12 protein-coding genes and 1 pseudogene are annotated in these 12,022 nt (G+C 41.4%); 7 read left to right on the top strand and 6 right to left on the bottom strand.

Annotation, left to right across the window (positions count from 1 at the left end; translation table 11 throughout):
* Positions 1-67: 67 nt before the first annotated feature.
* Complete coding sequence (gdhA, locus tag MF4642_RS04720; protein ID WP_078425461.1) at positions 68-1,411, bottom strand: NADP-specific glutamate dehydrogenase; 1,344 nt, start codon at positions 1,409-1,411, stop codon at positions 68-70.
* 347 nt (positions 1,412-1,758) lie between these two features.
* Between gdhA and MF4642_RS04715 the strand changes: the two genes are divergently transcribed.
* Complete coding sequence (locus MF4642_RS04715) at positions 1,759-2,553, top strand: RnfABCDGE type electron transport complex subunit B (protein WP_078425460.1); 795 nt, start codon at positions 1,759-1,761, stop codon at positions 2,551-2,553.
* Positions 2,554-2,555: 2 nt separating this feature from the next.
* On the top strand, positions 2,556-3,266 hold the full coding sequence (nth, locus tag MF4642_RS04710) for an endonuclease III (protein ID WP_010326297.1): 711 nt from the start codon (positions 2,556-2,558) through the stop codon (positions 3,264-3,266).
* A 12-nt stretch (positions 3,267-3,278) separates the two neighbouring features.
* On the opposite strand, the gene MF4642_RS04705 is transcribed toward nth, so the two are convergent.
* The 4 genes from MF4642_RS04705 to MF4642_RS04690 form a co-directional block, all read right to left on the bottom strand.
* On the bottom strand, positions 3,279-3,464 hold the full coding sequence (locus tag MF4642_RS04705) for a hypothetical protein (protein WP_279688797.1): 186 nt from the start codon (positions 3,462-3,464) through the stop codon (positions 3,279-3,281).
* 94 nt (positions 3,465-3,558) lie between these two features.
* Positions 3,559-4,218, bottom strand: coding sequence for an adenylate kinase (gene adk, locus MF4642_RS04700; protein WP_004980915.1), 660 nt, complete (start codon positions 4,216-4,218; stop codon positions 3,559-3,561).
* A gap of 77 nt (positions 4,219-4,295) precedes the next feature.
* Entirely contained in the window at positions 4,296-5,612 is a 1,317-nt protein-coding gene (locus MF4642_RS04695) for a hypothetical protein (protein ID WP_004694304.1), read from the bottom strand.
* Positions 5,613-5,675: 63 nt separating this feature from the next.
* Entirely contained in the window at positions 5,676-6,194 is a 519-nt protein-coding gene (locus MF4642_RS04690) for a hypothetical protein (protein ID WP_004980918.1), read from the bottom strand.
* 241 nt (positions 6,195-6,435) lie between these two features.
* Between MF4642_RS04690 and mrdA the strand changes: the two genes are divergently transcribed.
* The 4 genes and pseudogenes from mrdA (at position 6,436) to MF4642_RS04670 (ending at position 10,555) form a co-directional block, all read left to right on the top strand.
* Positions 6,436-8,484: a penicillin-binding protein 2 gene (gene mrdA / locus MF4642_RS04685; protein ID WP_058869254.1), complete on the top strand. Its 2,049-nt coding sequence runs from the start codon at positions 6,436-6,438 to the stop codon at positions 8,482-8,484.
* A 2-nt stretch (positions 8,485-8,486) separates the two neighbouring features.
* The gene (gene rsmD, locus MF4642_RS04680) at positions 8,487-9,059 is read left to right on the top strand and encodes a 16S rRNA (guanine(966)-N(2))-methyltransferase RsmD (protein ID WP_058869235.1); all 573 of its coding nucleotides are present in this window, start codon (positions 8,487-8,489) and stop codon (positions 9,057-9,059) included.
* An 885-nt stretch (positions 9,060-9,944) separates the two neighbouring features.
* Positions 9,945-10,055: pseudogene (locus tag MF4642_RS17130) on the top strand (sulfite exporter TauE/SafE family protein); the annotation flags it as partial.
* Between the two features lie 164 nt (positions 10,056-10,219).
* Positions 10,220-10,555: a hypothetical protein gene (locus MF4642_RS04670; protein ID WP_058869234.1), complete on the top strand. Its 336-nt coding sequence runs from the start codon at positions 10,220-10,222 to the stop codon at positions 10,553-10,555.
* A 65-nt stretch (positions 10,556-10,620) separates the two neighbouring features.
* Here the strand turns inward: MF4642_RS04670 and MF4642_RS04665 are convergent, their stop codons facing one another.
* The gene (locus MF4642_RS04665; RefSeq protein ID WP_171253441.1) at positions 10,621-11,217 is read right to left on the bottom strand and encodes a 1-acyl-sn-glycerol-3-phosphate acyltransferase; all 597 of its coding nucleotides are present in this window, start codon (positions 11,215-11,217) and stop codon (positions 10,621-10,623) included.
* A 277-nt stretch (positions 11,218-11,494) separates the two neighbouring features.
* Here MF4642_RS04665 and MF4642_RS04660 point away from each other — a divergent pair, with 277 nt between their 5' ends.
* Entirely contained in the window at positions 11,495-11,971 is a 477-nt protein-coding gene (locus tag MF4642_RS04660) for a copper resistance protein NlpE (RefSeq protein ID WP_078425458.1), read from the top strand.
* The last annotated feature ends 51 nt before the right edge of the window (positions 11,972-12,022 follow it).

Genomic DNA, 12,022 nt, shown 5'->3' with positions numbered 1-12,022 from the left:
TGACCTGTAAAAAAACCGAGGCTATCGTCTCGGTTTTTTATAGAGATTTTTCTAAGTGTATATAAACTTAGAATACGCCTTGAGCAAGCATTGCATCTGCAACTTTTACAAAGCCTGCAATGTTCGCACCATTGACATAGTTCACAGTACCGTCTGGTTGCGTACCGTATTTCACACAGTTACGGTGAATTTCTTTCATGATCGCATGTAAGCGCTCATCGACTTCTTCAAAAGTCCAACCCAAACGCAAAGCATTTTGTGACATTTCTAAGCCAGAAGTCGCAACACCACCCGCGTTGGATGCTTTACCTGGTGCGTATAAAATTTTCGCTTCAACGAATTTTTCGACTGCATCTAAGGTAGAAGGCATGTTTGCCCCTTCAGCGACACAAATCACTCCATTTGCAAGGAGTACTTCAGCATCCGCCTGATCTAACTCATTTTGAGTTGCACATGGCAATGCGATATCACATGGAATAGACCATGGACGCTGCCCTTCTAAGTATTCAAAACCATGCTTAGACGCAAACTCAGAAATACGACCGCGCTTCACATTTTTCAGTTCCATCACTTCAGCAAGTAAAGCATCGGTAAAGCCTGCTTTTACATATACCGTACCCGCAGAGTCAGACAATGAAACGACTTTTGCACCTAGATACATTGCTTTTTCAGCAGCGTACTGCGCTACGTTACCCGAACCAGAAATCGTGACTGTTTTGCCTTGGAAGCAGTCGCCACGGGTTTTCAGCATTTCTTCAGCAAAATACACTGTGCCGTAGCCGGTTGCTTCAGGACGTGCCAAAGAACCACCAAAGGTCAAACCTTTACCCGTAAACACAGATGAAGTGTCATTGCTCAGCTTCTTCATCATGCCAGCCATATAGCCCACTTCACGGCCACCCACACCAATATCACCCGCAGGGATATCCGTATTTGAACCTAGGTGACGGTATAGCTCAATCATTAGCGCTTGGCAGAAACGCATAATTTCGCCTTCAGACTTCCCCTTAGGATCGAAGTCTGAACCGCCTTTACCACCACCCATTGGTAGTGTCGTTAACGCATTTTTAAAGGTTTGCTCAAAGCCTAAAAATTTTAGGATCGATAAATTCACCGATGGGTGAAAACGCATACCGCCTTTAAATGGACCAATTGCCGAGTTGTATTGAACACGGAAAGCACGGTTTACATGGGTTTGACCTTGATCATCCACCCATGAAACACGGAATTGAATCGCACGCTCTGGCTCAACCAAACGCTCGAGCAAACCGTGATCTGCATAACGAGGATTTTTTTCAATGAACGGCCAAAGGCTGGTCATGACTTCCTCTACCGCTTGTAGAAACTCGGGTTGATGTTCATCACGTGTTTTCACGTAATCTAAAAACTCATTAAGGCTGTTATATTTCAACGCTTAATCCTCAGCAGAAAATGGATCAAAATTGGTCAAATTTTATAAACAATGTTAAATTTTGGCGCAAACAATTAAATATCTTTTACCAACAATTCACAACACCTTTCTGTTAAAAAACATATTTATCATTTATATAACAATTATTTATATAAAATATACTTAGAAATTTGTTATAAAAAAACACCAATGAAAACACAGGCTTAAAATCATTTTTTGCTCAAAAATGATGCAGTTAATGAACCATTTTAGAACACAGGATTAATCAAAAAAAACATGGTAAAATTCAGTGATCTACCCATTTCTTCTAATATCTCTGCAAATTCATATGCAGGATTGGTTTACGCATGAATTCGCACATTTCCCTGATCCAAAATATCGATACCCTCCTTCCCCAAACCCAATGTGGACTCTGCGGACATCGTGATGGATGTCTGCCTTATGCCCAAGCCATCAGCGAAGGTGAAGCAGCCAATAAATGTGTACCCGGCGGGCAGCCTGTAGCCGATGCATTGGCTCAGTTGCTAAACCGGCCAGCATTAATTGCAGAAGAAAGTGTTTGGCCTATTCAAGCCGATGGCCGCCCACAGAGAATGAAAGCAATCATTCGTGAAGATGAATGCATTGGTTGTACCAAATGTATTAGTGCCTGTCCTGTAGATGCCATTATTGGCTCGGGTAAACTCATGCACAGTATTTTGACTGACCTGTGTACAGGCTGTGAACTGTGTATCCCACCTTGTCCTGTTGACTGTATTGACCTTATTCCAGATGTAAACGGTATACCGACGGAAATCTTGCGTAAAGCTGAACAAGATGATTTAAGACAACGCTATTACGCACATATTCAACGTGAAGAAAAACAGCGCCTACACCGTAAAGGTCCAGTGGTTCGTGCGGAAATTGATACGGCTTTATTTGCCCAGTTTTCAGCACAGAACGATGCTGTACCTGACATTCAGATCATTGAAAAAGAAAAAGAAATGGCAGCAAAACTCGATGCAAAATCCACCATTGAGCTGGCGAAATTACGCGTACAAATTAAAAAATTAGAAAAGCAACTCAGTGTTCGTGAAGATGCGAAAAAACGTCTGTTGTTAGATGACTTAACCCAACAGCTTCATCAGTTACAGGGAGCTTAAGCATGCTAACGACAAGCGGAAAACCTGTAAAAAACATGACCAAAAAGCAAATCCAAATCTTTTTTGAACGTTTACGTGCACAACGTCCAAACCCCAAAACTGAATTGAATTATTCGAGTCCTTTTGAGCTGTTGGTGGCTGTGACCTTATCTGCTCAGGCGACAGATGTGAGTGTTAACAAAGCCACCGATAAACTCTTTCCTGTTGCCAATACACCTGAAACGATTTATGCCTTAGGGGTCGATGGTTTAAAAACCTACATTAAAACTATAGGCTTATATAATGCGAAGGCTGAGAATGTCATTAAAGCCTGTAAGATGCTGATTGAAAAACATAACAGCATCGTGCCAAACAACCGCGCCGATTTAGAAGCTTTGCCCGGTGTAGGACGAAAAACAGCCAATGTGGTGTTAAATACTGCTTTTGGACAACCGACCATGGCGGTCGATACGCATATTTTTCGTTTAGGCAATCGTACAGGATTAGCGGTCGGCAAAAATGTGCTTGAAGTCGAACACCGTTTGGTAAAAGTCATTCCGAAAGAATTTATTGTCGACTCACATCATTGGCTCATTTTACATGGTCGATACTGCTGTATTGCACGCAAACCGAAATGCCATGAATGCATCGTTTCAGATGTGTGTAACTGGCCAGATCGTTTTGAATTTGGTGCAGCACGTATTGCCACAACGACGATAGAAGCTGAACATTAAAGTTCAGTTTTTTTATTGTTGATTTGATTTATCTTTGAAATCCTGCTGCAACTTCGGATGTAACTGACGTTCTGGTTGCTTCTTCGACATTTTTTCTTGTTTACTGACATCGCGTAGCATTTTTACGCTAATGTAAAACAAACCCACCAATACCGCCGCAGCAACAATAATTAAAACAATGATTCCAACTTGTGCCACACGCGACTCCATTTTTAGAGGATCAAGAAAAAGAGCCCTAATATGACTTAGAGCTCTTTCAATGTCAAAACATTGCCATGTTTAAAACATGCAATTATTTGTCTTGATCAAGAATCGCAAACAAATCTGCTTGTACTTCGTCAATTGGACGTAAGCCATTCAGCTTGTCGTAGGTTGGTGCATTTTCACCAGACGCTGCGCGACCTTGGTAGAAACCAACCAACTGTTCAGTTTCAGTGTGGTATGAACCTAAACGCTTACGAATCGTTGCTTCTTGGTCATCTGGACGTTGTACCAGCTCTTCACCAGTTTCGTCGTCCTTACCTTCCACTTTAGGTGGGTTGTAAACGATGTGATAAACACGGCCCGATGCTGGGTGCTGACGGCGACCAGAAAGACGTTGTACAATTTCTTCGTCAGGAACATCAATTTCAATCACGTGATCAATGTTGATGCCTTCATTTTCAAGCGCTTCGGCTTGAGGAATGGTACGAGGGAAACCATCAAAGATACAGCCATTTACACAGTCAGGTTGCGCAATACGTTCTTTCACTAAACCAATGATCAGTTCATCAGATACAAGACCACCATTGTCCATCACGCTTTTAGCTTGTAGACCGAGTTCAGTTCCTTCACGAATTGCAGCACGGAGCATATCACCGGTTGAAATTTGTGGGACATTGTAGCGCTTACAGATCAACTGAGCTTGTGTACCTTTACCTGCTCCAGGTGGTCCGAGTAAGATAATGCGCATAAAAAAACATCCTCATTTAAACAATGTATTTGACACTTTGTACATGCCGACAAATTCGACATATTTTTAGCATCTAATTATAAGAAAGCTACAAACAAATGTATTGTACCCGCAATGAAGCCCGTTACCCCACCCAATAAAATCAAAATCCATTCGTCTTCCTGAAATGCAGGACGTAATAAGTTTTGAAATTCTTTCGGCGTTAGCTCCCTAATACGGTCTCTAAACATTTGATAGATTTTCTGTGCACGGCTCGCATTGAACGCTGGGTCGCATACAGGCACCATCGTAATTTCAATTGAACGATCAATCAAGTCCGTCTTGAGTTTTGCGTATTCACGTGGCCCCAAAGACAGCTGCAAAGATGTTCTCACCAATGGTGTTTCCATGATTTCATTAATATGACGCTTGACAATACGACGGGTCTTGTCTTTTTTATTGCCATACATCATTTCAGTCATGATAGATTTTAACGTAATCAGGTCTTCTGTGACTACACTTGCAAACACATCTGACACTTCTTCTTGGCGCTTCATGAAAGCGCCTTGTACATTATAAGTCCCAATGCGCGGAATCACAGGTTTAATCCATGGAAACTTACGATCTTTTGTTAATTCAGTCAGTTGCAAGTATCGAACATAGTGTGGCTCAATTGGATTAAACACCATCCAAATCGCAATCCAGTTGGTTAAGAAGCCCCATACTGCCGCCCAAAATGGGACCGTCCAATGCCATGGCACCACAAACCAAACAATCATTTGGAAGATACCAAAGAACATCCCGATGAGTGCACTAATATGCCAAATAAAGTTGATTTCTTTCTGCCCCACTTTCAAGAACATACGCACCATTAGTCTGCGGTCACCTTCCATTTGGCTGACCACCATATCGCGCATATCCACAAGTGACTCGACGTTCATGGTCAGTTCAGTCACTAATTCTCTGAGCACAGCCGGAAGCTGTTTGTGTGCCTGCGCATAAATTCGACGCTTAATTGAATAAGGTAAGTTTTCCCAAAGTACTGCATTGCGATCAATCATGACTTCATCAATCAGGTGCTCAAGTTCAAAACCAACTTGCTCACCAATGATTCGCGCCATATCCTCAGGATCCATTGCATCTAAAAATTCACGCAAAGAACCAAGCTTAGATAAGGTGTTATCCGTAATGATGCCTGAAATACGCCCCGCTTTTCTGGGCACAATGCCCTGCCAACCCACAGGCAAAGGCCCAATATGAAAACCCCAAAATGTAATCGGGTAAAAGACCATTTTCAGGGCCATCCAAACGTGCGCCCAAGTCACAAAAGCAGTCACAGGAATAATGCTGAGTACAGCCCAAAAATCGGGTCGATTCAAAAAGGTTTGCCACAACTGATTGACGTACTCAAGCATGCATAACTTCCATATTTAATTTTATTAACTGAATTATATAGCGTTTTAAAAAAGATATTGTGTCTATAAACCGAAACTTAGAGTATAGGAAAATTGTAGTCTCGGTTCAGTTTCTGCAACCACATAGCCCGATTTGGCTTCGAGTTTTTCCCCTGCACCAATCCCTACACTGAAAGTGCTGATTCGTTCAGGACTCAGTAACACATAAGCAAGATCTACACCACCACCAAGGCGAGATTCGTACTCGCCATCCACTTTCTTGCTGTCAATATGCCCCGCATAAACACCGAGATAATAACCATTTTTATCTTTACCAGTAAAATGAACTGGAAATCTAAAGCCTAGCTGACCACCTACAGGGTAATCATCATTGATAAATACCCCAGCTTTTGCATATGCAATGCCATAAGGATTCACCCATTCCAAATTGGTGTGCAGTAATTTCTGCGTTACACCAGCCCCTACATTCCATGTTTGAGCACTGCCAGCAGGAATTTTTGCATCTGGCAAAAAGGAATTATCTTGAGCGTAGGCTACGTTTGCACAGGCAACAAGTGCCAACACTGGATAAATTCTTGTCATTATTGTCACCATTATCCGTAATGTTATTTTAGTAATTGGTCCCTTTTTACAGGATTTTGACTGTAGCAGAATTTATAAAACACTTATATACAGCAATTTATATTTTTGATGTCTATAAAGTCAAAATTTAGGCAAAAATGAAAAGCAGAAGCCGCGATTACAAATATCAAAACAGTGTGACATGCGTTAGAATAGCGCGCAGGTATTTTCCTCTTTATCCATGTGTTTAAGTCGATTTGGTATGAAACAGCACTTTCCTTTAAAAAATGTCCAACAAGAAAAGCGCATTTTTCGAAATCGTACCTTTATTTCCATGGGTATTGTGGTTTTCTTCTTGCTGATTTTAGTCACTCGCTATGCCTATTTGCAGCTGGTTCAATTTGACGAGTTTTCAACTGCATCCGATCAAAACCGCATCCGTTTACAACCTTTAGCCCCTGCACGTGGTTATATTTATGACCGCAATGGCGTGCTGTTGGCGGACAATTATCCTGTCTTTACCGCGACGATGAGTCGAGCGGATGTGACGGATATTGATGCCACGATTGAACGTTTAACACCAATCTTAGAACTCACACCAGATGATATTGAACGCTTTAACAGTCGTATTAAAGCCTCACGTAAAACTGAACGCGTTTCCATTAAACTTAATCTCAATGAAAACGATATTGCTCGCTTTAGCGAAGTTAAATATCAATTCCCTGGGGTTAATATCGAAACCCAGATGACACGCTACTATCCACATGGTGAACTGTTTGCCCATGTGATTGGTTATGTGGGCCGAATTAACGATAAAGAATTAAAAAGCATTAATAAAGATTTGTATGCGGGTACTAACCTGATTGGTAAAATTGGGGTAGAAAACTCCTATGAAGATTTACTACATGGTGTGCCTGGAAATGAGTCTGTCGAAGCCGATGCGCATGGTAACGTGCTACGTCATTTAGGTCGCAAAGAACCCGTTCGTGGTAATGACTTATATCTTTCACTCGATTATGGCTTGCAGACGGTTGCCTCAGAGCAACTTGCAGGTCGTCGTGGTGCAATCGTGGCGATGGATCCACGTACAGGTGAAATTCTGGCCTTGGTCTCAAGTCCAAGTTTTAACCCTAACCTGTTTGTCACTGGGATTAGCCATACCGACTATAGTGGTTTACGCGATAACCTCGATCAACCACTATATAACCGTGCTGTGCAAGGCGCTTACCCGCCCGGCTCAACCATTAAACCAATGTTTGGTTTAGGTGGTATTCATTATGGCTTAATTGATTGGGGCACGGCCATTTCCGATCATGGCTATTTCACACTTCCGGGCGATTCGCATAAATTCCGCGACTGGAAAAAGTCAGGACACGGCGTTGTCAACTTGCATAAATCACAAGTGGTCTCTTGTGATACCTTCTTCTACATTCTGTCGTTCCGTATGGGCATTGAGAAAATGAACACATGGATGCGTCAGTTTGGCTTTGGTGAAAAAACTGGTGTGGATTTACCAAGTGAAAGTACAGGTCTTTACCCCAACCCTGAATGGAAAATGCGTACTCGCGATGCAAAATGGCTTAAAGGTGAAACCATTTCAGTGAGTATTGGACAAGGTGCTTTTACTGCAACCCCCCTACAATTAGCCATGGCAACTGCCATTACTGCGAATCATGGTTCACATGTGATTCCGCATGTTTTACAAACAAGTAAAGGCGCGAAATCACATAAAGACTTAAATGCACCTGATGGCAGAATCCAGTTCAATGGTACAGACGAAGACTGGGTAAAAATGCGTGATGCCATGGTCGATGTCATTGAAACAGGTACTGGGCGTGGCATTCGCACGCCAATGTATAAAATTGCAGGTAAAACCGGTACTGCACAGGTCAAAAGTATTGCTCAAGGTAAACGCTACAATGAAGCCCTACTAACCGAACGTCAATTAGACCACGGTTTATTCGTGGGCTTTGCACCTGCGGAAAACCCTGAAATTGCGATTGCAGTGGTGTGGGAAAATGGTCGTCATGGTGGTTCTGCGGCACAGCTGGCTCGTCCGATCTTAGATTACTGGTTGCTCACTCGTCATAAAAATCCAATTCGTCCTCAAAACCATCAAATTAGCGGTGGTCTAATGACAGCGGGGATTAAACCGGGTGAATTACCAAGTGGTAGCACTCCACCAGCAACCACAACTGGGACAAGAAGTACAGCTACACCAACCAGTACTTCCAATGCAGCACCCGCATCAACGCCAGCAAATATCAGCCGTTCAGCTACACCACCTTCTGCACCTGTGGAGTCAGACTAATTATGAAAAACCAACTCCGCATCATTGGAGGGGACTGGAAACGTCGTCAACTGCCTTTTGCCAGTATTGAAGGTTTACGTCCTACGCCCGATCGCGTACGTGAAACTTTGTTTAATTGGCTCATGTGGGATGTGCAAAATACCAATGTTTTGGATATTTGTGCAGGTTCGGGTGCATTGGCATTTGAAGCCTTATCCCGTGGTGCCTCAAAAGTAGTGATGATTGAACCTGACCGTAGTCAAGCACAATTTTTAACGCAAAACTTGGAACTCCTTAAAGTCCCTAAGTCTCGTGCCCAGTTAAAAGTAGCGACTGCACAGCAAACATTACCCACCTTAAAAGAACAGTTTGATTTGGCCTTTTTAGACCCGCCGTATAGCCTAGAGCTATGGGAAGAATTGGCTCTCTTGGCGGATCCTCTGATTCAAAATAATGGCTATATTTATGTAGAAGCCGATCGGGATTTGAATCAGTTAAACCTTCCAGCATCGTGGATTCAAATGAAGAACACCAAAGCTGGGTCTGTACGTGCAGGTTTATACCAAAAGAAAATAGTTGTTCCCCCCATAATCTAGACACTTTTATGTCCTTTTGATTTACGCCATCACGAAAGAAAGTGGTCTTAGCGCATATTAGTATGGTTCTGAGCTACGCTATGTATGAAGATCAATATACATATTCAAAATCAAGCTAAGGTTTCAGTCATTTTTCATGTCTAAAACTATGTACACCAAACGAAAAATCGTACACTCGTTAAAATTTTAAGGCTCTAGACTAACATATCTATTCTGCTTGCTAGTCTAGAGCCATTTTAAAATATAGCTAAATTCTAAAAACACTAGCACATGGAAACATCTGTAAAACCTCATTTCCTATGGTTTTAGGTGTGATAATAAATTAAGTATTCAGCTATATATCGCATATAATCAAACTACTTTATTCTTCATACAGAATTCGAAAAAAAACTTGAAATAACTCATCGACTGAGTCGATTAACCATTCTTTACGCTTACGTTTAACCCATGCCCACATCTGTTCGATAGGATTTAATCAGGGCTGTATGCAGGAAGCCAAAGAATTTTATGCCCTTGTTGTTCCAATAACTCCTAATATCTGCTCTTTTATGAAATGCTGCATTATCCATAACCACTACACTATTTTCTGGTAATGCTGGTATGAGGAATTGCTCAATCCAAAAATAAAAAAATCTGAATTGATTTTGCAGTCAAATAAACCGACTGAAAATAAATACCCTTTATGGATTGCTCCAATGGCATTGGTCTGATTCTTTAATTGCCAATTATATTGCCCTAAACAGGGTACTCCTTTTCGTGAGTAGCCATGAGGTCTGTAATCATGTGACTTAAAACCACTTTCATCCAGATAAATAATCGGGTGGTTTTTTTCTAATTCATTCACTTACTGAATAAATTTATCCCTAAGCTTTGTATCTGCTTTAGGTCGGCGCGCAATTGTTTTATAAAATTTCTGAGCGGCAGTTCAAACATACGGTACTGGGTTTATTGTTTAGTTCAGGCTGTTTTCTATGTATCAGCTATCGCTTTCTGTAGTGCTATAAAACTTGACTCTAAACTTTGGCAATGGCTTGGGTCAGCAATTGTGTATTTTGTGTCAAAATAGGCTTATCTTTAAACAACTTGGCACTACTGCACTTCCTCAAACTTCATAAATCTTTATACAATTGGCGTACCTTCCAACCCACCGCCCACCATATATGAAACTGCCTCTTGCACTACTGAGTATTTGCTTTATCAGTGCTTGCTCCATAAGCTCATCCAAAGAAATAAAACAAGCCGAAAAACTTCTCCAATCTTTTGACTGTCAAAATATAGAGCGCGATCAGGCAGACCACAGCAGCATGACCAGTTATCATGAACAAGTGCTTGCCAGCAGCAAACAAAAAGCCCAATCCTATGTAGAAAGCTATCAACATGGCGATCAAATTTTTGACCTGCCCCTGCCCGAAGTGATTGAAACACAGCTACAAAGTTATACGGCCGCATGCCAGTCGCTAGGTGGGGTTTTACCCAATCCTCAGCAGAGCCATTAAAATACGGTTAACAATAAAAAAAGACAGCTCGAAAGCTGTCTTTTTTTATTTCATATGATTCGAATTTAAGACGCAGTTGAGTCGTTGTGATAGCGAGTATCGACACTGAAATCTTGAGGAAATTTAGCAGAAATTTGCGCATAAAATGCCATAATTTCAGCCATATCTTTTTCATAATCCCCAGTAGGATAAATAATTTTACCTACCCCAGTTTTTTTCTTCGCATAGTCCATATAGGCCAACGCAATGGGAACACCAGCACTGACTGCAACATGGTAAAAACCTGTTTTCCACTGTTCCTGCTTGGCACGTGTCCCTTCAGGGGTGACCAACATGACCAACTTAGGGTGTACTTTAAAAAGATCACTCATTAGTTGCACCATACTAGGACGCGGTTCACCTTCATGCTTCGGACGACGGTCAATACCTATCCCGCCCATTGCACGAACAAATGGCCCAAATGGTAGCTTCATATAGCTGTCTTTGATAGTGATACGGACATGCACACCTAAGGCTTTTAATGCCAAACGAGCGTACAGCGCATCCCAATTGCTGGTATGTGGTGCTGCAATCATCACACATTGATCGATATTCAAATCCCAATGATTATCAATCTGCCACCCCATTAAGGCTAAACTTTGTTCTGCAAGCTTTTCGAACACAAAAAATACCACATTACTGAAAATCCGCGCCGATTCTAGCAATGCTGCTGATCAAATACACGGCGAGACGCTCAATAAAACAGCAATTAATCTATAAACGTATATTTTATTTAATTCCAAATATTTCAAGAAAAAACAGGGTCTTTGAGATTAAAGGTAAAAATACGTGAATAGTATTCTTTATTGAAGATACAGAAGCACTCACAGATCTTCACAAATTCATTTCCTGCACTACTGTAGTGTAAAACTAAACATTGAATAATATCAGGTGCTGTATATGCAAAAGACTGTTTTAGCACTATGCCTATCTTTCACCATGTTAACTGCATGCTCAAAGCCAAATGAAAACAATCCTCCACCAGATCACAATGTCACGACATCTCTGGACGACAGTGCTAGCGCAACCGTGATGGATGCACCAGACACAGCAAATGCCTTAGATTGGGTAGGCACATATCAAGGGGTTCTACCCTGTCATGATTGTTCTGAGATCGACACTGAACTTGAACTGACCTTAGATCATCATTTTGTGCTGAAACAAAAATTTTTAGGCAAATCGAATAATAATTATGTCAATGAAGTGAAAGGCTCATTTCAATTTGTGAATGGCTCTGATCAACTGATACAGCTAGACTCATCTGGTGATAGCCGTATTTATTATATTGGTGCGCAATTTATTGAAATGCGTGGTGATAAAGGCCAAGTACTGGATCAACCTGAGTTCAACTTTAAACTCACCAAATCCTTAGAATAAGATACTCACTACATCATGCATGATTTAAATTGCTTATTTGTATGTCGCAGC

The organism is Acinetobacter sp. MF4642 (genome assembly GCF_002018925.1).
Lineage (GTDB): Bacteria > Pseudomonadota > Gammaproteobacteria > Pseudomonadales > Moraxellaceae > Acinetobacter > Acinetobacter johnsonii.
The sequence above is the reverse complement of the archived record's forward strand: the minus strand, read 5'-3'. Positions and strand labels throughout refer to the sequence as shown.